The organism is Desulfosoma profundi (assembly GCF_055387865.1).
On sequence record NZ_AP042420.1, the window covers coordinates 2,986,494 to 3,010,131 of the forward strand.

Consider the following 23,638-nt stretch of genomic DNA (forward strand, 5'->3'; position numbering starts at 1 on the left):
CTTTTGACCGAAGGTGGGACAGGATAATGGGGGTGCGTGGAAAAAAGGGTTTCCGTGGGCGGCCACGCAGCCGCCCATCCGAACAAGTGTTTTCCTGCCTGGTGGCCGGCGGCGGGTTGGATGGCCGCGAACCCGGGAGGCTCACTGTCCCGCGCGGGTGCAAAATGTCCTTCCGCAGGGTTCCCCAGCTAGGGGCGTCCGCATCCGGCATGAGCGCCCATTAGAATTTTTCGTAATGGGTAAATTCTTCGATTTCGCGGCGCTTGGGCGCCGACGGCACTTTGGACGGATAGCCTAAGGGCAGAAGCACCACCAGCTCGTAGCCTTCGGGGACCCCGAGGATTTCCTTGGCCTTGTCGTGGTCGAAGAGTCCGACGACCACCGTGCCCAGGCCGGCATCAGTGGCGGCCAGACAGAAATTCTGGGTGGCGATGCCGAGGTCGAACATGAACCAGTCGCCGAATTTGGTCGTTTTTTCTCCCTTGTAGTACCCGGCGCTTTGCAATTTGCCGCACAAGGCCACAACCACCGGAGCCGCCGTGATCGATTTGGTGGCGGGGTTTCCTTTCGCCAGTGTTTCTTGAAGCTTGGCTTTGGTTTCCGGGTGACGCACGACGATGGCTTCCCAGCATTGGGTGTTGGCCCATGACTGGGACCACTTGACGGCGTCCAAAACCTTTTGGAGCAGTTCATCCGGGACGTCTTTGTCTTCAAAATTGCGAATACTCCGACGGGAGCGGATCACGTCCATCAACTCGGCCATGGGTCTCCTCCTTTTGTGTGAGCTCAGGGACATGGACATCGGCAACCCAAGGCATTGTTTCACAAAAGTGTCGTGGTGACAAGCACGCGGGGCCGAGAGCGGTCAAATCAGTCCAGCGCGCCGCCGTAGTCCTTCCAATGCCATAGGGGGCGGCCGGTGCTCCCGTGCGCATCCGCATCATTATCTCCATCGGTCCACGGCCAGCTGATGGGGATTGGGCAGAATAACCGGACGGGCACCTTCTGTGTGGGATGCTCCAACTCCATGTGCCAGGCATGGAGGGCGATCGCCCGATGCGGTAAAAGGGTGGATGCCCCGTATCGCGCATCTCCCACAATGGGGCAGCCCACGTGGGCCAGTTGCGCCCGGATCTGGTGTTTGCGGCCGGTTTCCAACTGGATGGCCAGGAGGCACCGACCGAGGGCGGTCGCCAGCGTCTGATAGTGGAGCACGGCTTGTTGGGTGCCGGGGGTGTGCGCCGGATGGACCGTCACACGACCTTCCTCCCGCCGTTCCAGACCGTGGATGAGTGTAGCCGTCTTCTTTTCCGGGCACCCTTCGACGACCGCGAGATAGACTTTTTTGACGCGCTTTTCCCGGAACAGCGTGCTGAGCCGGGCCGCGGCCTTGGAAGTGCGGGCGAAGACCACCAGCCCGGAAACCGGTCGATCCAGCCGGTGGATCAGCCCGAGAAAGACATTTCCCGGTTTTCCGTACCGATTCTTGACCCACATTTTGGCCAGATCCAGGAGGCAGGGATCCCCTGTCGGATCACCTTGAACCAGAAGCCCGGCAGGCTTATAAACGGCCAGAAGATGGTTGTCGGCATAAAAGACAGGCCAACGCGGGTGCACGAATGGTATGGATTTACCGGCCGCGGTGTAAACCGTCTTCACAGAAACACCCATAGTGAGTTCATGGTGACTCATGACCGACCCCGGGGGACAAGCCCTGCATCCGGTCGGAAAGGAAAGGACGCGCGATTCCTTGACAGCACACTCGTCTTCCCAAAATCCCCTTGCGCCGAGTCTCCAGGCGCTTGCGGCCGTCCTGGAAAAGAGCGGCATCCGAGGCACTTCGGAACAGCTCCGGCAACTGTGGACCTATCACCAATGGCTCCGGAAGCACAACGAAGAATTGAACCTCACCCGGATTCACAACTTCGAAAACATGGTCCGCAAGCTCTATGTGGATTCCATTCTGCCGGGTCTCATGGTCCGACTTCCGTCCCCACTGTTGGACCTGGGCACTGGACCCGGCATGCCCGGCATTCCGCTGAAGATTTTCAATCCAGACCTCCATCTGCTGCTCGCAGAAAGCCGTCAGAACCGGGTCCGATTCCTCCAAAGCGTCTGCGAAGCGCTCCAGCTGAAGGGTGTTTCCGTGGAAGGGCGACGCATCGGGCCCTATTACGATCGGGCCGTACGCGGGGTGATTACGCGAGCCGTGGAGTCCATGGCAGAGACTTTGGAGCGCATCGACGGGTGTTTGGAACAGGGCGGCAGCGTCATCTTCATGAAGGGCCCTCACTGCGATGAAGAGCTGGAACGGGCACTCAGGCTTTTTTCCGGTCGGTATGCCTTAACGGAGGATCGAGCCTACGTCATCCCCGGAACCTCCCATCGAAGACGTTTGGTGGTTTTTACCCGGCTTGTCGAACGACCCCATATAGCACGCCGGGCGGCAGCCGCTCAGGGGCGGCATCGGCTCATCCTCAGCCGCGACAACGCAGAATATAAAAAGCTTCTCAAGGCCCTCACCCCAAAAGGAATCAAGAAGGAAGGCCTCTGTGTGGTTTCCGGTAGTAAAGTGGTTCTCGATGTTTTGGCGACTCGACCGGACCTGGTCCAGTCGTGGGTTACGGTACAGGGTGGGCCGCCGCCTCCTCCCGCATGTCCCGAACACGCCACGTGGGTGGAATTGGACAAGGACCTATTCGAAACGCTGGACATTTTCGGGACGGCGTATCCGCTTTTGAGTGTCCAAGTGCCGCCGTTGCCTTTGTGGTCGCCCGAGGAAGGGCTGGAACCCGGCTGTACGCTTTTTGCCCCCTTTCAAGATCCGGAAAACGTGGGAGCGGTTCTTCGCACAGCGGCGGCTTTCGGTGTGACGTCCGTCGTGCTGCTCAAGGAAAGTGCCCACCCGTTCCATCCCAAGGCCATCCGTGCCTCGGCAGGAACCGTTTTTCGTCTTCGGCTGCGCGCCGGGCCTTCCTTGGCGGATCTTCCCACGACGTTGCCCATGGTTGCCTTGTCCCAAGACGGCCGTCCCTTGGAAAAGGTGTCATTCCCGCAGTCTTTCGGGCTGCTGGCGGGTTTGGAGGGACCGGGCCTGCCGGAACTCTGGAGGCACAGGGCTGCGGCCATCCCTATGGCCTTCGGGACGGAATCCCTCAACGCAGCCACGGCCGTGGCCGTCGCCCTCTATGAATGGCGGCGCCGGAAGAAAGGCACTGGGGCGGACCGTCTGAGGGCTTCTCGACCTCCAACGTCCCGCCCCGCCTCATAACATTCTGCTCTCCCGGCGTGTTCGTCGGTTGCAGGACTCCATCTTCCCCCATGAGAAAGACGGGTGGGCCGCCTTTATGTGGAGCCGCACCGATCGGTCTTTTGGACCTTCGCGGTGAGGTGTCCACCCGTGCCGCTTACCGGGCTATGAGCCTGACGGCTTCCCTGTCGGCTATCCCTGGACAGGCACGATCAGGATGGTGACGCGGCGGTTCAGCTGCCGCCCAGCCTCCGTATCGTTGGAAGCGATGGGACGTGCTTCCCCGTAGCCTACGGTATCGATGCGGGCCGGATTCACACCTCGGCTCACCAACGCCTCTTTGACCGACTGTGCCCGCTTTTCGGAAAGTTGCTGGTTGTACTGAATGGAACCCACGCCGTCCGTATGACCTTCGACGGTGATGCGGGTTTCTGGATAACGGTTGAGCACCTGGGCCACCCGGTCGATCTCACTGGCGGCTCCGGGTTTCAGGGCCGCCGAATTAAAATCGAAGAGCACATCGGATTTGAAAGTCACCGCGAGAAGATCTTGGGATCGTTGCACGCTCGCCGCATCCGTGGCCGCCAAGGCCTGACGCATTTCCTGCTCCTGGCGGTCCATGTAGTTGCCGATCATGCCCCCGGCGATGCCCCCCACGAGCGCGCCGGCAGCCGCCCCGATCAGAGTGGATTCCGTGTTCCGCCCTATGGCTTGACCCAAAACGGCGCCGGTGGCGGCTCCGACCCCTGTGCCCACAAGCGCTCCTTTTTCGGTTCTGTTCCGGGGGCCAGCGCAAGATGTCATGGCCAAGGCGGCGATGAGCCCCAAAGCGATGCCTACGGTGCGATGCTTCTTTGCGTTCATTCCATATCCCTCCTGATGCGGCGTGTTTTTCTCAGGTTTTTGGCCCCGCCATGGCGGTTGCCTTCGTGAGGCGAGGACCGGCCCACACATGATGACCGCTCTACGCGTACCTGAAGATGGTTCGAGTGTCAAATCCCGGACCGCCCGATCAAGAACCTTGTGTCCCGCACTGAATGGTGTAGAGTGCCTATTTTTGATGTCAGACTTGAGTGATGGAGGCTACCTCAAGCGATGAAAATCGGCACTGCGGCAGCGGGTTCTCTCGTTCCTCCGGTACGGCTCATCATGTTCCCCGTGTGCGGATTCCTGTACACTGCGGTGATGTGGATGATGTTCGCGTTTCTTCCTGTTCATCTCAAAATCCAGGGCCTTGCCGATTCCATGATCGGGCTCATCATGGGCTTCTATTCCATCTCCGCTTTGCTTCTGATGATCCCGTTGGGGATTTTGTCTGACAGGGTCAGTCCCAAAAAAGTGCTCTTGACCGGGGCGTGCCTTCTCTTTGTCCACCTTGCCGGATTGCGCACGGCCTCCGCCTGGTATGTCTACCTTGGCCTCGCTGCAGTGGGCGGCCTGTCGTGGGCCATTTTCCAGACTGTGCTGCAGGCGCTGTTCCTCAAAGTGGTATCGCCCACTGGAAGGGGAGTGAAGATTGCGGTTTTCCAAATGGGCAGCTATTTGGGTTTCGGCGTGGGGCCCCTTTTGGCGGGGACCCTTTGGGGCGATACGGACTACGTGCGCATGTTGGGGGTTGCCCTTGGAGGGGCCGTCGTCCTCATCGTGTGTGTCCTTGCGCTCCAGGACAGCGATCCCATTCGGTTCAACCTGGGAGATTACCGCGAAGACCTCAAACAGCCGCGGGCGCTGGCGTTTCTCGTGGTGTGGGTGGTCTATGCGACCCATTTCGGTGTGGAACAGGCCTCCTACACGCTCCTCATGCGCCGTGACCTAGGGTTTTCCAATGCGGAGGTCGGCTGGGCTTTTCTGTCCGTCGGCCTGTGGATGGCCGTGATGGCCCCGGCCACCGGGCGCGGCTTCGATGCGCGGCAAAGCGTCCTGCGATTACTCGGGCTGGGGTTGGTCGTGTCCTCCGTCTTTCAAATACCTGAATCAGTGAAGTGTGATTGGGTGGACTGACGAGCATGGATTCGGAACCCATTTTGGGGCTCACCGATGCCCTGATTCAGCCACTTTTTCGGGTCATCGCCTTTTCAAGGCCTGAAAAGCCCTCATGGCGATGCCATTTCAGACATTTTCGGACACACCTCACCCCCTTATGGCCAAAGGAGCTTTCAGGCTTTTGCGGCGGCGATCCCTATGCTGGGCAAAATTTGAGATAAACACTCCGAAAAGCGTGAAAAGCGGGACAATGCCGACCAAACTGGAGCTTCAGCCGACGAGCGCTTCGGATCACGCGCGCTGCCAGATAGATCAGCTCCTGGATCACGGTCTTTATACGACGCCGCTTCGCCCGATGCCGTACGGGCGAAAAATGGGCCAGGAGGCCGTTTTGCCCCAGGATGCGCAAAATGTTGTAAGCCAGTCCGCCCAGGGTCAACACCAGCGCATTGGTGGCAAATTTTCCAGACGGCAACCGCTCCAAGTCCAGGTCGGACTTGATCTCACTGTGAAACTGCTCGCTCAGACCCCGCTTCTCGTACAACCCGATGACTTCCTCTTCAGGGACGGAAAGCGACGTCCACCAGCCCTCCAGCTTGATATCCGGCCGGATCAAGATTTGCCCCTCGCTATCCGATATCCTCTCGGTGACCCGGATCACCAGCCGAAACCGATAGGTTCTCTCTTCATGGTGTCGCGTCACCCACGTGCTGAAGACCGCCACTTTCTGGCCGGGGCGGGGCTCACTCACACGGCCTTCACTGAAGGCCCGATCACGCCAGGAAAGGACGTCGGCCCGGCGCGGATTCCATTGGATGATAAAGCTCACCTTGGGGTGTCGGCGAAGCTCCACAAGCGTTTCCAGGGCGTCGTGAGCCGAGTCCGTTCGCACCAAAAGGGGCTTGCAGGTCACCTTGCGCGCATGCACCAACATCTTGCGCAAAAAGTCAACAAATCCGCTCTGAGAATGCTGAGAACCAGGGCGAAGCTCCAGGCCCAGACACCATCCCTCCTGCCCAAGGTAGGCCCCGATCGGCGCGTATCCGTCATAGTCCCGGTACGTGCGCGACACCCCTTCTTTCTTTGTGTCGGAATTGTCCAGGCAGAAAACATCCAGGTCCAAAGGCACGTGCCCCGTGGAAAGCGCCGTCACGGGAACCTGAGTCCTCTCAAGCAGTTCTACGCTACTTGCGCCGGCAACACGTTCGAAAACTCTCGCGTGCTTGTCCAAACGTTGCCGCAAAGTTTCTTGCGAAGGAACCTTCTGAATGTCCAGAGCCTCTTTGAACCAGTCATCGCCGGCGACCTCTGCAGCGGCTTCAAAGTCACTCTTGCCCAGACACAGAAGCCCCAAGTAGGTCTTGACCACATCCGCGTGCGAGATCATTGGTCGCCCTGGAACTTCCTTTTCCAACTGCTCGCACAGGCTCGTGTAGCCGTTGATCAGATTCCCCACAAGGGCCAAGCCTGCCTGCCCGCTGTAGAAGGCCTTCGAAGATTGTTCGATCTCAATTTTCTTCATGAGTGCACCTGCCGGGTGAAAATGTGACAGGAGACCCTATAGCACAAAAAGGGATTAAATTCAACAGGATGTCTTCAGTAACATAATTTTATGTATAGACGCACCCTCACGGATTAAGGAAATACTGACAGCCTATGTGCAATCCCTTCCCCAGATGATTGCCGTACGCCTCCTTCACACCACCGGCGACGTTCCTGTCATTTTGGCCATGGGAATCATGACGGCGGCGTTTTTCCCTCAGGGGCGTTTGGGCGGCCACAGTGCCGTGGTCTATGCCGTCAGGACCTTGGGGGTGTTTGTGGGCAACTATGCTGCGGGGGTGGTGGTTCCCGTCCTGGGGTATCGCGGTGCGTTCGTGGGAAGTGGCGTCCTTGTGCTTGTGGCGACCTTCCTCCTGTTGCCGTGGATCAAAAGGGTTCTTCACATTCCGGCCCCGACGGCCTGAGTGGCCCTTCGGGACTGGGGTGTGGGTCGGTGCGTGCGGGTTTGGCCGAAACCCTTGGGGGGAGGCTGGGGCGCAATCTTGGGACCGTCAGGAGCCGACCCCGGCATAGGGGCCGGCTCTGCGGTTGTTCTCCCCCCGCTGCGGGAGGAAGGCACTGCCCGTGATGCCGCTCCGGATCGGGCCACCTTTGAGGATATCCCCCGAAAAGGGCCTGCCGACGATGTGTTTAGCCGGTCTGGACCTTCTTGAAATCCGCAATGCGGTTGAACAGCTCATGGATCGCGGTGAGAAGCGCCAGCCGGTTCCGGCGGAGCGCCGGATCGGGATCCATGACCAGGACGGCTTCAAAAAAGGTGTCAATGGGTCCGCGAAGCACCGTCAGGCTTTCCAAGGCTCCGTCGTAATCCCCTTGAGAGACTCTGGCCGCCACTTCGGCTTCCACACGAACGTAGGTGTCGTAGAGTTCCTTTTCGGCCGGACCGTAAAGGCTTCCGGCCGCACAGGTTCCGGTTCCCCGTCCTTGATGATGTTGCCCACGCGCTTGAAGGCCATGGCCAGCGCTTCAAAGTCGTCACGTTGCGTAAAAGCCGCCAGAGCCTTGACCCGGGAAACGGCGTCCACAGGGTAGGCGATCCCCGAAGCGAGGGCCGCTTCCACGATGTCGGAGGCGAAACCCTCTTGGGTCACCAGATGGTGATGGAGGCGTCCCCGGAAGAAGTCCAGCACTCCTTTCTTCACCGTGTCCCCCGGTTCGGTCATTTTGGAACGCAACAGCGGTATGGCCTGGTCGATCAGGTCTTCGAGGGAGAAGCGGAGCTGTTTCTCCAGGATAATTCGAAGGATACCCAGGGTTTGCCGGCGTAGGGCAAAGGGGTCCGCGGTTCCTGTGGGCAGAAGTCCTACGCCGAAGCAGCCCACAATGGTGTCCATTTTGTCTGCGATACTGAGCACGGTGCCGACCATGCCCTCCGGGATCGGGCCACCCGCCCGGATGGGTAGGTAATGCTCGTAAATGGCTTGAGCCACCGGTTCGGGTTCCCCTTGGAGTCGGGCATAGGCTCGCCCCATGACCCCTTGGAGCTCAGGGAATTCGCCCACCATGCCGCTCACCAGATCCGCCTTGCACAGAAGAGCGGCACGCCGCACGTGCTCCATGGACTCCGGACACAACCTCGTGCCCAACCACTCGGCCAGAGCCGTGAACCGCTCCACCTTTTCCCAGCTGGTGCCCAGCTTGGCGTGGAACACCACGGATTTGAGCGCTTCCGCTCGGTCTTCCAGGCGGACCTTCTGATCCTCTTCATAGTAAAACCGGGCATCTTCCAGCCTCGCGCGGACGACGCGGGCGTTTCCGGCGGCGACCACATCGGCGTTGCGGGGTACCGTGTTGGCGACGGTGACGAAATGGGCCTTGAGTTGGCCGGAATCGTCCACAACCGCAAAATAGCGTTGATGTTCCTTCATGACCGTAATGAGCAGTTCCGGGGGGAGGGCCAGGTATTTTTCCTCGAAGGATCCGAGCAGCGGGTAAGGGTATTCCACAAGATGAGCGACTTCGTCCAAAAGATCTTCGTCCTCGAGAATGCGCCCGCCGATGGACGCCGCCTTTTCGCGGATGCCTTCCAAGATGAGCTGTTTGCGTTCCGCAGTGTCCAAGATGACCTTGTGGCGGCGGAGATTTTCCCGATGGTCGGCGAAGTTCTTGACCTCCACCCATTGAGGACTCATGAACCGATGTCCGAAAGACATGCGGCCGCTTCGAACGTCCCCGTAGGTGAAATCTACGACCTCCCCCCCCAAAAGACACACGATCCAGTGAACAGGTCGGGCGAAGGTGACACTCAGGCTGCCCCAGCGCATGGATTTGGGGAAGGGAATATGCGCCACGAAGTCAGGGAGCATCCTTTCCAGGAGTTCCTTGGTGGGGCCGCCGGCTTCTTCTTTCACCAGAGAGATGTATTCTCCCTTGGGGGTGCTTTTCACGGTGAGCTGCGAGACGTCGATGCCTTGGTTCTTGGCGAACCCTTCGGCCGCCTTGGTGGGCCGGCCGTGTTCGTCGAAGGCCACCGATTTGGGCGGGCCGATGATCTCCACCACTGTGGGTTCCTGTCGTTCGGCGACGTCGGGGATCCACAGACACAGCCTTCGGGGTGTTCCCGTGGTGAAAGGCGTTCCATGGCCAATGCGATGATCGTCCAGAAAACGCACCATCTGTTGCGCCATGGATTCCAACGCTGGGGCGATGTAGCCCGCCGGAATTTCTTCACTGCCGATTTCCAAGTAAAATTCTTGTCCCATATGGTCCCTCGTTTTCTGCTGTGCGAAAAATCACTCCGACCTTTTCGACCCCGCGGGCGTCCTATGCCTTGAAAGCGTGCTTTTTCAACAGCGGATAGCCCATGGCTTCTCTTTGGGCGGCGTAGCCGTGGGCGGCCAGTCGGGCCAAATTGCGCACCCTGGCGATGTAATTGGTGCGTTCGGTGACGCTGATGGCCCCGCGAGCGTCCAGCAGGTTAAAGACGTGGGAGCATTTGAGGCAGTAGTCGTAGCAGGGGAGCACGAGGCCGCGGTCGGACATGCGCAGGGATTCTTTCTCGTACATATTGAAAAGCTCTAGGAGCATGGGCACGTCTGCTTCCTCGAAATTGTAGTGGGACCACTCCACTTCGCCTTTGTGGTGGACGTCGCCGTAAGTGACCCCATTGGTCCACTGGAGGTCGTAGACGTTGTCCACGCCTTGGAGGTACATGGCGATGCGTTCCAGGCCGTAGGTGAGTTCGACGCAAACGGGACTCAGGGTGATCCCTCCTGCCTGTTGGAAATAGGTGAACTGGGTGATCTCCATCCCGTCCAGCCACACCTCCCATCCCAGCCCGGAAGCGCCCAAGGTGGGGGACTCCCAGTCGTCTTCCACAAAACGGATGTCGTGATCCAGAGGGTCGATGCCGAAGCTCCTCAGGCTCTCCAGGTAGATCTCTTGGCTGTCCGGGGGAGATGGCTTGAGGATCACCTGGTATTGGTAATAGTGCTGCAACCGGTTTGGGTTTTCGCCGTACCGGCCGTCCGTCGGGCGTCGGGAGGGCTCCACGTAGGCCACTTTCCAGGGCTCCGGACCCAGAACCCGAAGGAAGGTGGCCGGGTTGAACGTTCCCGCGCCCACTTCCAAGTCATACGGCTGCTGGATGACGCAGCCTCTTTCGGACCAAAAGGCGTTCAAGGCGTGGATGAGTTCCTGAAACGTCATGTTGACTCCTTCCCTGTGCAGGTTCGCCCTGCAATCAAACCACCCGCGGATCACGGCCCCTGGAGGAAGCCACGGACTTTTATCGAGAAAACCTTGTAAATTTCGATCTGTAATGGGCTATGGAAAGGTCTGTCAAGGGAAAAGCTCCCGGCGAGGCTGGAGCGGTTTTTTCCGTTGACGTCATCCGTCATCCCGCGCCATAGAGAAAAAATGAGGGGAGAGCCTTCCATGGCGCCGCGCATGGACCTGAAAAGGCTCTTCGTCCGCTTCAATGGGGGATCACGGTGGGGATTTGACACCTCGCTTTGAAGGCTTCGAGACCAGGAAGACATAACGGCGCGAGGCAACTCATGGTGGAAAACCCGGCTCTCCATGGTCCGGAAGCGGTGCCTTCCAAGCCGCCGCGCAATAACAAGCAGTTTTTCAAACGCGTGTTCGCCCTGGGGCTGACGGCCGCTCTCGTGGGCGGCGGGCTTTACTGGTGGCTTTTCCTCAAAGGCAAGGAAACCACGGACAACGCCTACGTCACGGCCGACGCCGCCGCGGTATCCTCCCGGATTCCCGGCACCATTGCCGCCGTTTTTGTGGAAAACGACGATCCTGTCGTCCAGGGGCAAGTCCTCGTGGAACTCGACCCCGCGGATACCGAGGCCCAGCTCCGGGAAGTGGAGGCGGCCTTGGCCCGCGTCCAGGCAGAGATGCGGGCGGCCCGTGTCACCGTGGATTATGTGGCAGCGACGACCCAAGCCGCCGAAAAGGCCGCGCAGGCGGCGCTCAACGCGGCGCTCGCGCAAGTGCAGGCGGCTCGAGGAAACCTGGACGAAATCGCGCAACAGCATGAAGGGGTGCTTGCGGAGTATCGGCATGCCCGACGCGACTGGGAACGATTCGACGCCTTGGCCGCCCAAGGGGCATCCTCCGTGCGGGATCGAGACCGCATGAGAACGGCCCTCAGCAAAGCGCAGTCCGCCGTAGGGGCTTCCGAAGCCCGCCTTCGGGCCGCCCGGGCCGCCGTGGAGGCGGCGGAGAAAGAAGCCGCCAAGGCGGAAGCTCGGCTGCGGGAAGCCCAGGCGGGGAGCCTCCGGGTGCGGGTGGAACAGGAACGTCTTAAGGCCCTTGCAGCCCACGAAAAAGAGCTGGAAGCGCGGCGGGACGTCGTCCGGTTGAACCTCTCTTACTGCCGCATTGCCGCGCCCATTGCCGGTTATGTGGCCCAAAAAAAGATCCAGGTGGGGGAAAGAATCGCCCCCGGCCAGCCCCTGCTGGCCGTGGTGCCGCTCCAGGACGTTTACGTGGAGGCCAATTTTAAGGAAACTCAGGTGGAGCACATCCGTGTCGGTCAACCGGCCGAAATCCGTGCCGATTGCTACCCGGGGCGGCGGTTTGCCGGCAGGGTGGAAGGGATTCGTGCAGGGACCGGCGCCGTGTTTTCCTTGCTTCCTCCAGAAAATGCCACGGGAAACTGGATCAAGATCACGCAGCGCGTGCCTGTAAAAATCCGTTTAACTGAGCCTTTTTCCGCGGATTATCCGTTAAGGCTCGGGTTTTCCCTTGAAGTCACGGTGGACACCCGCGATCGGAGCGGCCCGAGGCTGCGCATGCCAGTGCAGAGGGCCTCCCGATGAACGCGCCGAATCCGCAGGGGCGCAAGTGGGCCATTGCGCTCACGGTCATTATTCCCACATTCATTGAAGTCATGGACACCAGTGTGGTCAACGTCTCGTTGCCCCACATTCAGGGAAGCCTGAATGCCGGTCTGGACGAAGTCACCTGGGTGCTCACATCCTATTTGGTGTCCAACGCCGTCATCATTCCCATTACTGGATGGCTGGCAAGTCTATTCGGCCGGCGCAACTACCTTTTGTTTTCCATTGTGGTGTTTACTGTGAGTTCGGTGCTGTGCGGAGCCGCCCCGTCGCTCAAGGTGCTCGTGATCGCCCGGGTGCTTCAGGGGTTGGGGGGTGGCGGCCTTCAGCCCTTGTCCCAGGCCATCCTTTTGGAAACTTTTCCCGTCCGGGAACACGGGGTGGCCATGGCCGTCTTCGGCATGGGCGTGGTGTTTGCCCCGATTTTGGGCCCGGTTTTGGGGGGATTTATCACGGACAATTGGTCGTGGCGCTGGGTTTTTTACATCAACGTCCCCATGGGGGTCCTGGCCGTTTTCCTGGCCGGGATCTTCGTTCATGACCCGCCATACATCCGGGCGCGGACCATTCGCGTGGACCGCTGGGGTTTGGCGCTCTTGACGGTGGGGTTGGCTTGTCTGCAGGTCGTTTTGGACAAAGGGGAACGGGAGGACTGGTTTGCCTCACAGTTCATCGTCACGTTGAGCATCATCGCTGTTGTCGCCTTGACGGCTTTCATCCTGGTGGAACTCCGGGTGCCCCACCCCGTGGTGAACCTTCGGGTGTTCAAGGACACCACGTTCTCCGCGGGGAACGTGACGATGTTCACCGGCTATTTCTGCCTGTTCGGCAGCATCGTCCTTCTGCCCTTGTACCTGCAAAATCTCATGGGTTACACGGCCCTGTGGGCCGGTTTGGTTTTGGGCCCCGGAGGCTTGGCAAGCCTCATGGTCATGCCTGTGGCGGGGCTATTGATGAAACGTGGGGTCCGTCCCAACCGTTTGCTCGCCGTGGGACTGACCTTGGCCGCGGTGGCTTTATCCCTCATGTCTCGGTTCAATCTCCAGGCGGATTTTTTCTCGGCGGCCTGGCCGCGCATTGTTCAGGCTCTGGGGATGGGGTTGTTTTTCGTGCCTTTGTCGGCGGCGACGTACGTCAACATCCCTCGGGAACAAATGGGCAACGCTACGGGGATTTTTAATCTGCTGCGCAACCTCGGCGGCAGTTTCGGAGTGGCCTTCAGCACCACGGTCCTTTCCCAGCGGTCGCAGTGGCACCAGAACATGCTGGTGGATCGACTCACCCCGTTTGATAAGCCGTTCCAGATCGCCTTCGACAAGATGATGGCCGTCACGGGCGGCGATCCGACCTCATTTTACGACCGGAAACTGGCACTCGCCGGGATCTATCAGGAAACCCTTCGGCAGGCCGCCATGATGGCCTTCAACGACACCTTTTGGTTATTTACCTGGTTTACCGCCGCTCTAGTGCCCCTGACCTTCGTTATGCGCGGCCCCAAGCGGCCGCCCGGGGCCGTCATGGGGCACTGAGAGCCTTGGCGATTTTTTCGAGAAGCTGGTCTGCGGAATACGGCTTGGCGAGAAAATCGAAGGCACCCGCAATGAGGATGTCCTGAACGGAATGGTTCGCGGAAAAACCGCTGGCGACGATGATCTTGGCATCGGGCCGCAAGGCCAAAAGTTTTTCGAGACATTTGCGACCGCCCATGCCGGGCATGATGAGGTCCAGGAGGACCACGTCGATGCCGGGGCCTTCCTGGGCGTAGATGGAAAGGGCTTCTTCGCCGTCAGCGGCCGTGAGCACCCGATGGCCGAAAAGTTCCAGCATTTCGCGCCCGGCAGTTCTCAGGTTTTCCTCGTCGTCCACCAGGAGCACCGTTGCCGGAGGGGGAAGTGGGGAGGATTTTTTTTCCTCAGTGGAGCTTTCCGACTCTTGGAAAGCCTCGGACGATGCGGGGAAGAAGCAATCGAACCGGCTGCCTCGGCCGGCCTGGCTCCGGCATACCACGGCGCCCTGATGGTTGGCCATGATCCCATAAACCATGGAAAGGCCCAGTCCGGTGCCCGACCCGGGTTTTTTTGTGGTGAAAAAAGGCTCGAAAATGCGATCGCGCACCTCCTCGGGGATTCCCGTTCCCGTGTCCTCAACGCTCATGCACACGTAAGAACCGGATTTGAGACCCGAAGGATGCCCTACGGGAAGATCCACCAGGGATGTTTTGAGCATCAGCCGGCCGCCCTCAGGCATGGCATCTTTGGCGTTGAGGGCTAGGTTCATCACCACTTGGGCCACTTGCGAGTCGTCGGCGTAAACGGCCGGAAGACGCGGGCAGAGATCCACGGTGACTGTGATCATCCTGGGCAGGGTGCGGATAAGCATGTCCCGAATCCTCAACAACTCCCGGTTGAGGTCCACGCGCCGAAGGTGGGGTTCCATCTTGCGGCTGAAGGTGAGGAGATTCCGGGTGAGTTCCCGGCCGCGGTGCACCGCATCGTAGATTTTCTCCAGGCGGTGTCGATCGCTCTCGCTGCGCCGGGGATCTTGGCTTAGCAGCTCGGCGTAGCCTTGGATCGTCTGCAATAAATTGTTGAAGTCGTGGGCGATGCCTCCGGCCAGCGTTCCCACGGCCTCCATTTTTTGGGCGTGGGCGAGCTGGGCTTCCAGTTCCTTTTCTCGGGTGAAGTCCCGGGCGAAGTTGATGGTCGCCGGTCGGCCGTCCCATTGGACGGTGATGGCGTTAATGTTGATCCACAAGGTCCGACCGTCTTTGGATTGGCCCCGAAAGGTGTAGGAACTGGTGACCGCCTCACCGGAAAGCCTTCTGCGGTGCAGCTCAAGGACCCGGGCACGGTCCTCCGGGTGGAGGAAATTCTCTATGGGGGTCCGGAAAATCTCTTCATCAGAATACCCCGTCAACTCTCGGAACCGGGGATTCCAGAACCTGACGAACCCGTCCTGGATGACAAAGACGGCATCGTTGGAATGGTCCACGATGAGCCGGTATTTTTCGTCCACTTCCCGCAAAGCCCGTTCCGCACGCTTCCGGGCCGTGATGTCTCGGTAACTCGCATAAATGGCCGCCATGGCCCCGTCGATGTAAATGGGTGCCGCGGTGACGGCCACATCCACCAGGACGCCATCCTTGCGCTCCCGGCGGGTTTCCACCTCGAAAGGGATTCCCTGCAAAGCCTTGGCGGACAATGCCTCCGCGTCTGGACGCATTTGTCGTGGAGCGACCAGATCGTTGATGAATCTTCCTTGAGCTTCCTCCGGCGTGTACTGGAAGAGCTTGGTGAAGGCCCTGTTGATCATCACCACTTGGTCGTTGGCGTCAAGAATGGCCACGGCGTCGGGGGAGTATTCGAAGATGGCTTCAAAATAGGCTTTCTGAAGGCGTAGGTCACGTTCCTGTTGCTGCAACGTCATGCTTGTCGTCCTCGGGTCGAGCAAAAACGGTATTCCGTAAAACGCGCGAACACGTAACATGAAGAAGAGCGCAATGCCAGAAATAATTTTGCTTCTGCGGACCTACGAAATCTCAAGGAAGCTCTTGAGTTGCAGGGCGTTCGAAACGGCGTGGCCTTCGAAGTCGTTGTCGAAATAAATGAAGGTCGTGCGGTTCCAGGTGCGGATTTTTCCGGCCCATAGGGCGAGCTCGGCGTCTGTGTAGCTGGAGGCGTACAATTTTTGCGAGCCGTGTAGGCGGATATAGACAAAGTCTGCGGTGACGGCTTCATGGTATGGGTAGCGACCAGCCGTGTCGGAGATGCAGAAAGCCAGCCTGTGGGATTGGAGCTGGTCGAAGAACCGGTCGGTGATCCACGACGTGTGGCGCACCTCTATGGCTGCCATTGGCAATGGCGCGAGCAGCGGGGCGAAATCCGAAAAAAGCGCGCCGTCGTAACGGAGGCTTGGAGGCAGTTGAAAGAGCACTGGGCCGAGCTTCTCCCCGAGGAGGACAACCCGGGAGAAAAAGACTTGGAGAGGTTCTTCGACGTCGCGAAGGCGCCGGACGTGGGTGATGAGGCGAGAGGCCTTCACGGCCCAAAGGAACCCTTCGGGTGTCCTCTCCCGCCAGTTCTCAAAGGTCTTTGCCACGGGCAGTCGATAAAAGGTGGCGTTGCATTCCACGGTGTCAAAATGGGCGGCGTAATGGTCAAGCCATCTGGAACCGGGCAGTTCCGGCGGGTAAAAGCGGCCGCGCCAGTGCCCGTAAGTCCATCCTGATGTGCCGACACGCCATGGCCGTCCCATGAAGCGGCCCTCCGGCTCCCTTTGTGGCGTAAGTGTTTCTAGGCACGTTGGGACATCAGAGCCCTGAGCTTGCGGATATGGAGTTTTGCCCCTTGGGGTTCTAGGTGCCATCGCACCATACAATCCATATGGCATTCCTTGAGCACGTCAAGGCAAAATGCTTGGAAATAGCCGTCGGGGATCGTCCGATGCAGAGTCTCCGGGTCCGATGCGCGGTGGATCCTCCACCCCTCAAAAGGTTCATAGACCGCCTCGAAGGTGACGTCGTGAGCCCGATCCACCTGAAGGCGCCCGTGAAAGCTCAAAAAAAAGAACTGACGACCCTTGGCTTCGGCCGTCACGGGAGATGTTTGTTCCAAAATATAGCCCATACAGCGGATACCGTGCTCACGCCATGTTTTGAACGTTGCGCTTTCGCTGCCGGCACATCAGCATCGCTTTGTTTATCGTCACGATCCGCCGAACGCTTGAGAAAAAGATGTCCGGCCAGAAGCCGCACAAAGCCGGCCCAAACCCGGCGGAGGTCGGGGCTGTGGACTCGCGGCACTCTTCTCCACCGCCGAGAGTGGTTCCGGGTGGGGACGACGGACCCCTGCCATGGTGGATCCATGGGTTCTCTGACTTTTCCGAGGTTATCTGTCCGGCCCGCCGTGATTCGCATCAGAAGCGTTCGGCGCACCCCTCAGAGGCGGTCATCGGAAATAAGGCGTATGCATGTTTTTGTATCAGTGAAAAAATATTGAATTTATGAAATACAACCACAGCCATGATGGGATGCGGCATTGACTTAATGTGTGCCCATGGGTTGACATGACATCAAGAGCTTGATAATAGATTCACCCGATGCACAAAACGCGCTGGAGGATGATGTCCCTGCGCCTCATGATGCGGTGGCATTGCGCTGTGCGAACGGATCTTCACGCGGGATGATCGGTTTCTCTGACTTCATTTCCTCATTCTGTCGTTTTTTCCCTCTCTAAATCCCTTACACGAACCTGCTGGGCTGGTGGAATGCGGTCGTCCGTGGAAAACCCTGCCGCACAAAATTCCCTGCCCGCACGAGGCTCGATTACCCGAGGCGTGCCCAAACGTCGGATCGCTTAAGGCTGTCGGTGGTTTCCTCGCGAAAGCTTGGCGTTCCGGACGGTTTTGGGCGGGCCGCTCCATCCGCCGCCGGTGGCCATGGCGGTGGCGGCGTGTTGTGGACGCGGCTTCGCGGCCGTTGGAGAAGGGCGAACTGGTGGCGTTTTTCTGCCATCCGAAGGAGGGGAGGGTATCCCGTTCATGAAGAGTGTTTTGGGGCCGCGGGGGCCCCCTCCCAAAAGGCGGCCCGCCGATTCACGATGTCTCGTTCGCATCTTCACGGTGACCTTGTCTTCGGGTCGGGCGGAAAGTTGTGTGGTGCCGTCTGGGTCCGGAAAGAACTCCTGTGAGGCTGCCTGGCTGGAGCATGAGATCATGAGAAAACCCGTGTGGAGGAGATAGATGAACGCCAATGCCGTGTTCCCGGTACCCGAACAGTGGAAGAAGAGCGCGTGGTGTGACAACGACACGTACCTCAAGATGTACGAGCGATCGGTGAAAGATCCCGAATGGTTTTGGGCGGAGCAAGCCAAGCGTTTAGATTGGTTCCACCCGTGGCACAAGGTTAAGGACGTTTCGTTCCACGGAGACGTTCACATCCGATGGTTTGAGGGGGCGAAGCTCAACGCCAGTTATAATTGCCTGGACCGCCATCTGGAGCGGCGAGGATCCCAAGTGGCGTTTATTTGGGAGGGGGACGACCCCGGGGAAGACCGCAGGGTCACGTACCGAGAACTCTACGAAGAGGTCTGCAAATTCGCCAATGTGCTCAAGGCCAAAGGCGTCAAAAAAGGGGATCGGGTCACCATCTACATGCCCATGATCCCCGAGCTGCCCGTGGCCATGTTGGCGTGTGCCCGGATCGGGGCTATCCATTCGGTGGTTTTCGGTGGGTTTTCCCCTGATTCCTTGGCGGACCGTATTCAGGACTGTGAAGCTCAGGTGCTCATCACGGCGGACGAAGGACTTCGCGGCGGCAAAAGGGTGCCCTTGAAGGCCAACTGCGATGAGGCCCTCACCAAGTGTCCGGAAGTCAACACAGTCATCGTGGTCCGACGGACGGGCGCCGCCATTCCCATGGTGGCGGGCCGGGACTTCTATTGGCATGAGCTCATGCAAGGGGCCTCCTCGGACTGCCCGCCTGAAGTCATGGACGCCGAGGATCCGCTGTTCATTCTGTACACTTCGGGTTCCACCGGCAAACCCAAAGGCGTGCTCCACACGACCGGCGGCTATCTGGTGTATGCGAGCTGCACGCACCAGTATGTGTTCGACTACAAGGAGGGCGACATCTACTGGTGTACGGCCGATATCGGCTGGATCACCGGTCACAGCTATATCGTGTACGGCCCGCTGGCCAACGGGGCAACGTCCCTCATGTTTGAAGGCGTGCCCAACTATCCGGACTATTCCCGGTTTTGGCGGGTTGTGGACAAACACCAGGTGAACATTTTTTATACGGCCCCGACGGCTATTCGAGCTCTCATGAGGCAAGGCGAAGCGCCGGTCACGGTCACCTCCAGACAATCGCTCAAACTTCTCGGCACGGTCGGTGAACCCATCAACCCCGAAGCCTGGCTTTGGTACTACAACGTTGTGGGTGAAAGGCGCTGTCCCATTGTGGACACGTGGTGGCAGACGGAAACGGGCGGTATCCTCATCACCCCGCTGCCCGGTGCGACAGATCTCAAGCCGGGATCGGCCACTCGGCCCTTTTTCGGGATTCAACCCGCCATCATCAATCAAGAAGGACAGATTCTCCACGGGCCCTGCTCCGGCTACTTGGTGCTTTTGGATTCCTGGCCGGGGCAAATGCGCACCGTCTATGGGGACCATCAGCGTTTTGTAAACACTTACTTCGTTCAGTATCCGGGAATGTACTTTACGGGCGACGGAGCCAGACGGGATGAAGATGGGTATTACTGGATCACCGGTCGCGTGGACGACGTGATCAATGTTTCCGGCCATCGGTTGGGGACCGCCGAAATCGAAAGCGCCTTGGTGGCTCACGAAGCCGTGGCGGAAGCCGCCGTGGTGGGGTGCCCTCATGACATCAAAGGGCAGGGCATCTACGCCTATGTCACGTTGGTAGAAGGCGTGGACGCCACCGAAGAACTGCGCAAGCAGCTCGTCCAGTGGGTCCGGAAAGAAATCGGCCCCATCGCCACGCCCGATTTCATCCAGTGGGCCCCCGCGTTGCCCAAGACCCGGTCGGGAAAGATCATGCGCCGGATCCTGAGAAAGGTCGCCGCCAACGAAATTCAAGACTTGGGCGATACGTCCACCCTCGCTGAACCGGCTGTGGTGGACGATCTCGTCAAAAACCGCCTGGTCCGGTGATACCTCAAGGGGCGGGCTGCACCCCGCCCCACGCCCTAAAGGCGCAACCTCACCACTTCGCCGGGTCCCCTGGGACTGTCGTCCAAATCCGGGAAAATATCCTCCATGGAGGCAGCCCGGACCCGGCTCAGGCAGTCGCGCAAAGCTTCCCGTTCCGTTTGACCTTTGCCGAAATATCGGCGCCGGCCCTTGACGAAGATGAGATTGGGAAACGCCCAGTACCGATAGGGGCTCTCCCCGGCGACAATCTCATAGACATCGATAAGGAATCGTTCGGCGCCGCGGATGAGTTCATAGGTCTGGACCTTGGCCAAAATTTCTCCCTCGCCCACCGTGATCATGATCCTCTCCCTTTGTACGGATCGGCTCCTCCAGGTCCCGGAGGACCTTCTGACGGCCGCCCCCGGCCCCGTAAGTAAGGCCGTAGGCGCGAAAAGCCTCCTAGAGCGACAATGCGCTGTTAAGCGGCGGCACTAGGAACAGGAAGGCGCATGAGCGTGCTGTGACGGCCGAAATGCGTCTGCGGTGTCGAGCGTGCGGAGGAACGGTTGGCTCCGACAGAAAAAGCATCCGAGACGACAAAGAAATTTTAAGCGAGTGAGCCTTGCAAGGAAAGCCAAAAGGGCCTCCGCCCGCACCCCGGGAGGGAGAATCTCTTCGGAAGCCCCAGCGATCCAGATCCGCCGAGAGCAGGAATGCTCGGACAGCACAAGCGTTCGCGAGAAAAGACCACAGGGCCCCTAAGGTGGAAAGAAGGCGGCACAAGGCCTGCCATGCCGATCTTTTCATTTGAACTTTTGAACCGCCTCGGATACTCGGATAGGGGAAACTTTACTCCGTGGGGCCTGGATTTCCAGTGTGAGCCATGGGGCGGCGAGGCTTCCAGCGGATCGTTAGGAGCGCGGCACCTCCATTCGGCCCTGAGGGGTTTTGGGTCTGCCGGGAGGTCGGCGAAACAGGAAGGAGGCTCTCCGTGGACAAGATTTCTCTCTACACCCCGCTGCCGACCCGGCCCATCTCCCTGGGAGGTCGAGAACTGACCAAGGCCATCGAGCATCTTTACGGCGCGTTGAAGCTCATCGAACAGTCTCAAGAAGACGTGTGCCGAGGGGCCGTCTCCGCGGTGACCCTCATGGGGGACCTGGCGGAAGCTTGGTTTGAAATCAACAAGTGCCGGATCTACACGGAGAAGATCGTGGACTTCGAAGAGATGCTCCAGCCGGCCATGGGCTATATCAATGACGCACGATGTATGGTGGAAACGGTGGCTGACACCAAGGCTGGGATGACCGAAAGCGCTTTTTATTCCGTTTTGGGCTGCTTGTGGGAGGCTGCAGCGCTGGTCCACTGCGTCCTGGAAGAGCTGGAAAGCTGGCTTAATCCCGAAAACCCCACGGAAGACTGACGGCATCGGCGTTTCCTCCCACCTTTCCACTCCGCCGAGCCCTTTCTCCGCCGGCCCCGTCCGGTTCTCCGGAAAACTCTCGTGGGTTCCGCGACGTTGACACAACCTCAGCCGTATGCTACACACAACGCCATCCAAACGAGGTGCCGATGCGGGCGACTAGCTCAGTGGAGAGAGCGTTGGTCTCCGGAACCAAAGGTCCCGGGTTCGATCCCCGGGTCGCCCGCCAGCGACAGATCCCCAATCGAAATCCCATCCGGTGGGACACCCTGGAAACCCCGTCCACAGTGACCCTATGCGAAACCTTCGGGCAGGATACGGACCCCCACGGCCTTCACGCCTTGGTGAGCCTGGTTCGGTGAGACGGGATCTTGATCTGGGCAGGGCGCCGAAGCCGAAGAAACCTCGTCTGCACGGAGATATCCTATTTCCTCTTTTGGAGGTGATGGGGGTGGCCCGGGGTCTTTTTCAATTTCCGATTCCGAGTGGGTGGACGCGCCGCAGCGGTGGTTATCGGCGCGGCCTCGTGCTGGTCTCGGCTGCACACTTCATCAGGCCGTGGACTGTCTTTTGAGATGAGCGGCATGGCTTTCGTGGTGGAGGTGGAGGACCTGGTGAAGCGCTTCCGCCGGTTGACCGCGGTAGACGGCGTGTCCTTTCGCGTGCGGCGTGGTGAATGCTTCGGGTTGCTCGGCCCCAACGGAGCGGGCAAAAGCACAACCATTCGGGCGCTTTACGGATTTTCTCCACCAACCTCCGGCCGGATTCGCATCTTCGGTCTGGACATCCGCACCCATTGGCGCACCATCAAGAGCCGTCTCGGTGTCTGCCACCAGGAAAACACCTTGGATCCAGATCTCAGTGTGGAAGAAAATTTGTGGATCTTTGCCGGATATTTCGGCATTCCCTTGGCCGAAGCCAGGATCCGGGCGTCGGAACTCCTGGAATTTTTTGCCTTGACCCACAAACGGTCCTCCAAAGTGGCGGATCTGTCCGGAGGCATGACTCGACGGCTGATTCTGGCCCGGGCCATGATCAACCGTCCGGAACTCCTGATTCTTGATGAGCCGACAACGGGGTTGGACCCCCAAAGCCGTCACATCCTCTGGCAAAAGCTGGAATCCCTGAAAGCCGACGGCCTGACGGTGCTCCTCACCACACATTACATGGAAGAGGCGGCCCGGCTGTGCGATCGCTTGGTGATCATGGATCATGGACGAATTTTGGTGGAAGGAGCCCCGGAGACTCTCGTGACGCAATACGCGGGAGCCGATGTCCTGGAAGTCGGACAGCCGGACGGGGCGCTGCGCCGTTATCTTCGGGACAATGGGCTGGAACACGATGATTTGGGGGATCGTCTTTTAATCTATGTTCCTGAAGGCTCCCCCATTCTGGATATCATCCGCCGTCGGTTCTGTATTCGGCACTGCACCTGGCGTCGCAGCACCTTGGAAGATGTGTTCCTGCGGCTGACAGGCAGAGAACTTCGGGAATGAAAGAGACAAGAACCGTATCCTGGAGATTCGTCAAAGTCTGGAGGCGGAATCTATGGACTTACCGACGCATCTGGAAGGTAAGTTTTCTCACACCGCTTCTGGAACCTCTCTTCTTTGTGGCCGCTTTCGGGTTGGGGCTGAGCGGTTTTGTCGGGGACATCGCCTACGGCGGGAGGCATTTCGACTACCCGACTTTCATTGCCCCCGGGTTGGTCGCCACCGCCATGATGAACAACGCCTTCTTCGAGACGACCTACGCCTCCTTTGTACGCATGTACTACCAAAAGACTTTTGACGGCATGCTGGCCACCCCGCTCAGCCTGGAAGAGATCATGATCGGGGAGATTGTGTGGAGCGCGACAAAATCAGTGGTGGCGGCTTCACTCATGAGCACCGTCTTGGCGATCTTGGGCTTGGTGAACCCGATCTCCGTGGTGAGCCTCATTCCGACGGCGTTTGTGGGCGGATTGGCCTTCGGCGCCGTGGGGCTGTGGATGACGGGGATCACCCCCCACATCGAAATGTTTAACTTGCCGGTGTTTCTCCTGATTACTCCCATGTTTCTCTTTTCAGGAACCTTTTTTCCCGTGTCGGCCTTGCCGTCGTGGGCCGGCATGGCCGCTCGGGCCTTCCCGCTTTATCACCTTGTGGAGCTGTGCCGCCGGGCGCAAATCGGCACAGCAGAGGCGTCGCCGTGGTGGAGTGCGGTGTACCTCTGTGTTTTTTCCGGGCTCTTTATGGTGCTTGCGATCCGTGCCATGAGAAGGCGATTGATCCATTGACCCGGCCCGGCATCCGGCCTGGTTCAATGATTCTTTGAAGAGGCCGAAACGGACGTAGCGCTTTCCAGGACACCGGTCCCCAGGACAGGAATGTCTCGATCCGGTGACCTCGGGTGCTGGTGAGCGCAGCCTTCACGCAGGCCGGAACACGAAGCGGCACGTTTTCCCGAAAGGCGGCAAGGACGGAC

18 protein-coding genes, 1 tRNA gene and 1 pseudogene are annotated in these 23,638 nt (G+C 59.3%); 10 read left to right on the forward strand and 10 right to left on the reverse strand.

Annotated elements, in window-relative coordinates:
- Positions 1–220: 220 nt before the first annotated feature.
- Together ACZ5K9_RS12875 and ACZ5K9_RS12880 are read right to left on the reverse strand one after the other, a co-directional pair.
- Positions 221–763, reverse strand: coding sequence for a nitroreductase family protein (locus tag ACZ5K9_RS12875; RefSeq protein ID WP_464271735.1), 543 nt, complete (start codon positions 761–763; stop codon positions 221–223).
- Between the two features lie 107 nt (positions 764–870).
- Positions 871–1,692: an RluA family pseudouridine synthase gene (locus ACZ5K9_RS12880; RefSeq protein WP_464271736.1), complete on the reverse strand. Its 822-nt coding sequence runs from the start codon at positions 1,690–1,692 to the stop codon at positions 871–873.
- 58 nt (positions 1,693–1,750) lie between these two features.
- On the opposite strand from ACZ5K9_RS12880, the gene rsmG reads away from it, so the two are divergent.
- The gene (gene rsmG / locus ACZ5K9_RS12885) at positions 1,751–3,271 is read left to right on the forward strand and encodes a 16S rRNA (guanine(527)-N(7))-methyltransferase RsmG (protein WP_464271737.1); all 1,521 of its coding nucleotides are present in this window, start codon (positions 1,751–1,753) and stop codon (positions 3,269–3,271) included.
- A gap of 171 nt (positions 3,272–3,442) precedes the next feature.
- Here the strand turns inward: rsmG and ACZ5K9_RS12890 are convergent, their stop codons facing one another.
- Positions 3,443–4,114 (reverse strand): YiaD family glycine zipper/OmpA-like lipoprotein, encoded by a 672-nt coding sequence (locus tag ACZ5K9_RS12890; RefSeq protein ID WP_464271738.1) that lies wholly within the window; start codon positions 4,112–4,114, stop codon positions 3,443–3,445.
- Positions 4,115–4,345: 231 nt separating this feature from the next.
- Between ACZ5K9_RS12890 and ACZ5K9_RS12895 the strand changes: the two genes are divergently transcribed.
- A complete protein-coding gene (locus ACZ5K9_RS12895; protein ID WP_464271739.1) occupies positions 4,346–5,251 on the forward strand; it encodes an MFS transporter in 906 nt (301 codons plus the stop codon).
- A 178-nt stretch (positions 5,252–5,429) separates the two neighbouring features.
- Here ACZ5K9_RS12895 and ACZ5K9_RS12900 read toward each other — a convergent pair whose 3' ends face one another.
- Complete coding sequence (locus ACZ5K9_RS12900; protein ID WP_464270963.1) at positions 5,430–6,755, reverse strand: IS1380 family transposase; 1,326 nt, start codon at positions 6,753–6,755, stop codon at positions 5,430–5,432.
- 136 nt (positions 6,756–6,891) lie between these two features.
- On the opposite strand from ACZ5K9_RS12900, the gene ACZ5K9_RS12905 reads away from it, so the two are divergent.
- Positions 6,892–7,200 (forward strand): hypothetical protein, encoded by a 309-nt coding sequence (locus ACZ5K9_RS12905; protein WP_464271740.1) that lies wholly within the window; start codon positions 6,892–6,894, stop codon positions 7,198–7,200.
- Between the two features lie 226 nt (positions 7,201–7,426).
- On the opposite strand, the pseudogene glyS reads toward ACZ5K9_RS12905, so the two are convergent.
- Both glyS and glyQ read right to left on the reverse strand, forming a co-directional pair.
- Positions 7,427–9,498 (reverse strand): annotated as a pseudogene (gene glyS / locus ACZ5K9_RS12910) (glycine--tRNA ligase subunit beta).
- A 61-nt stretch (positions 9,499–9,559) separates the two neighbouring features.
- Entirely contained in the window at positions 9,560–10,444 is an 885-nt protein-coding gene (gene glyQ / locus ACZ5K9_RS12915) for a glycine--tRNA ligase subunit alpha (RefSeq protein WP_464271741.1), read from the reverse strand.
- 350 nt (positions 10,445–10,794) lie between these two features.
- On the opposite strand from glyQ, the gene ACZ5K9_RS12920 reads away from it, so the two are divergent.
- On the forward strand, positions 10,795–12,069 hold the full coding sequence (locus ACZ5K9_RS12920; protein WP_464271742.1) for a hypothetical protein: 1,275 nt from the start codon (positions 10,795–10,797) through the stop codon (positions 12,067–12,069).
- Complete coding sequence (locus ACZ5K9_RS12925; RefSeq protein WP_464271743.1) at positions 12,066–13,619, forward strand: DHA2 family efflux MFS transporter permease subunit; 1,554 nt, start codon at positions 12,066–12,068, stop codon at positions 13,617–13,619. Before ACZ5K9_RS12920 ends, ACZ5K9_RS12925 begins: the two co-directional genes overlap by 4 nt.
- Here the strand turns inward: ACZ5K9_RS12925 and ACZ5K9_RS12930 are convergent.
- The 3 genes from ACZ5K9_RS12930 to ACZ5K9_RS12940 form a co-directional block, all read right to left on the reverse strand.
- On the reverse strand, positions 13,606–15,516 hold the full coding sequence (locus tag ACZ5K9_RS12930) for a PAS domain-containing hybrid sensor histidine kinase/response regulator (RefSeq protein WP_464271744.1): 1,911 nt from the start codon (positions 15,514–15,516) through the stop codon (positions 13,606–13,608). The genes ACZ5K9_RS12925 and ACZ5K9_RS12930 overlap by 14 nt on opposite strands.
- A 102-nt stretch (positions 15,517–15,618) precedes the next feature.
- A complete protein-coding gene (locus ACZ5K9_RS12935; RefSeq protein WP_464271745.1) occupies positions 15,619–16,344 on the reverse strand; it encodes a DUF72 domain-containing protein in 726 nt (241 codons plus the stop codon).
- A gap of 38 nt (positions 16,345–16,382) precedes the next feature.
- Positions 16,383–16,715 (reverse strand): hypothetical protein, encoded by a 333-nt coding sequence (locus ACZ5K9_RS12940; RefSeq protein ID WP_464271746.1) that lies wholly within the window; start codon positions 16,713–16,715, stop codon positions 16,383–16,385.
- 1,114 nt (positions 16,716–17,829) lie between these two features.
- Between ACZ5K9_RS12940 and acs the strand changes: the two genes are divergently transcribed.
- Positions 17,830–19,767 carry an acetate--CoA ligase gene (acs, locus tag ACZ5K9_RS12945; RefSeq protein WP_464271747.1) on the forward strand — a complete coding sequence of 646 codons (1,938 nt, stop codon included), beginning with the start codon at positions 17,830–17,832 and terminating at the stop codon, positions 19,765–19,767.
- A gap of 35 nt (positions 19,768–19,802) precedes the next feature.
- Here acs and ACZ5K9_RS12950 read toward each other — a convergent pair whose 3' ends face one another.
- Positions 19,803–20,108 (reverse strand): hypothetical protein, encoded by a 306-nt coding sequence (locus tag ACZ5K9_RS12950; RefSeq protein WP_464271748.1) that lies wholly within the window; start codon positions 20,106–20,108, stop codon positions 19,803–19,805.
- Between the two features lie 632 nt (positions 20,109–20,740).
- On the opposite strand from ACZ5K9_RS12950, the gene ACZ5K9_RS12955 reads away from it, so the two are divergent.
- The 4 genes from ACZ5K9_RS12955 (at position 20,741) to ACZ5K9_RS12970 (ending at position 23,450) form a co-directional block, all read left to right on the forward strand.
- A complete protein-coding gene (locus ACZ5K9_RS12955; RefSeq protein ID WP_464271749.1) occupies positions 20,741–21,172 on the forward strand; it encodes a hypothetical protein in 432 nt (143 codons plus the stop codon).
- A gap of 153 nt (positions 21,173–21,325) precedes the next feature.
- A tRNA-Arg gene (locus tag ACZ5K9_RS12960) sits at positions 21,326–21,401 on the forward strand.
- A 346-nt stretch (positions 21,402–21,747) separates the two neighbouring features.
- Positions 21,748–22,668: an ABC transporter ATP-binding protein gene (locus ACZ5K9_RS12965; RefSeq protein ID WP_464271750.1), complete on the forward strand. Its 921-nt coding sequence runs from the start codon at positions 21,748–21,750 to the stop codon at positions 22,666–22,668.
- Entirely contained in the window at positions 22,665–23,450 is a 786-nt protein-coding gene (locus ACZ5K9_RS12970) for an ABC transporter permease (protein WP_464271751.1), read from the forward strand. Before ACZ5K9_RS12965 ends, ACZ5K9_RS12970 begins: the two co-directional genes overlap by 4 nt.
- Positions 23,451–23,638: the final 188 nt, after the last annotated feature.

Bases quoted from the DNA above. Each gene is read 5' to 3' on its own strand.
- ACZ5K9_RS12875 (WP_464271735.1), bottom strand. From the start codon at position 763: ATGGCCGAGTTGATGGACGTGATCCGCTCCCGTCGGAGTATTCGCAAT.
- ACZ5K9_RS12880 (WP_464271736.1), bottom strand. From the start codon at position 1,692: ATGAGTCACCATGAACTCACTATGGGTGTTTCTGTGAAGACGGTTTAC.
- ACZ5K9_RS12890 (WP_464271738.1), bottom strand. From the start codon at position 4,114: ATGAACGCAAAGAAGCATCGCACCGTAGGCATCGCTTTGGGGCTCATC.
- ACZ5K9_RS12895 (WP_464271739.1), top strand. From the start codon at position 4,346: ATGAAAATCGGCACTGCGGCAGCGGGTTCTCTCGTTCCTCCGGTACGG.
- ACZ5K9_RS12900 (WP_464270963.1), bottom strand. From the start codon at position 6,755: ATGAAGAAAATTGAGATCGAACAATCTTCGAAGGCCTTCTACAGCGGG.
- glyQ (WP_464271741.1), bottom strand. From the start codon at position 10,444: ATGACGTTTCAGGAACTCATCCACGCCTTGAACGCCTTTTGGTCCGAA.
- ACZ5K9_RS12920 (WP_464271742.1), top strand. From the start codon at position 10,795: ATGGTGGAAAACCCGGCTCTCCATGGTCCGGAAGCGGTGCCTTCCAAG.
- ACZ5K9_RS12925 (WP_464271743.1), top strand. From the start codon at position 12,066: ATGAACGCGCCGAATCCGCAGGGGCGCAAGTGGGCCATTGCGCTCACG.
- ACZ5K9_RS12930 (WP_464271744.1), bottom strand. From the start codon at position 15,516: ATGACGTTGCAGCAACAGGAACGTGACCTACGCCTTCAGAAAGCCTAT.
- ACZ5K9_RS12935 (WP_464271745.1), bottom strand. From the start codon at position 16,344: ATGGGACGGCCATGGCGTGTCGGCACATCAGGATGGACTTACGGGCAC.
- ACZ5K9_RS12940 (WP_464271746.1), bottom strand. From the start codon at position 16,715: ATGGGCTATATTTTGGAACAAACATCTCCCGTGACGGCCGAAGCCAAG.
- acs (WP_464271747.1), top strand. From the start codon at position 17,830: ATGAACGCCAATGCCGTGTTCCCGGTACCCGAACAGTGGAAGAAGAGC.
- ACZ5K9_RS12950 (WP_464271748.1), bottom strand. From the start codon at position 20,108: ATGATCACGGTGGGCGAGGGAGAAATTTTGGCCAAGGTCCAGACCTAT.
- ACZ5K9_RS12965 (WP_464271750.1), top strand. From the start codon at position 21,748: ATGAGCGGCATGGCTTTCGTGGTGGAGGTGGAGGACCTGGTGAAGCGC.
- ACZ5K9_RS12970 (WP_464271751.1), top strand. From the start codon at position 22,665: ATGAAAGAGACAAGAACCGTATCCTGGAGATTCGTCAAAGTCTGGAGG.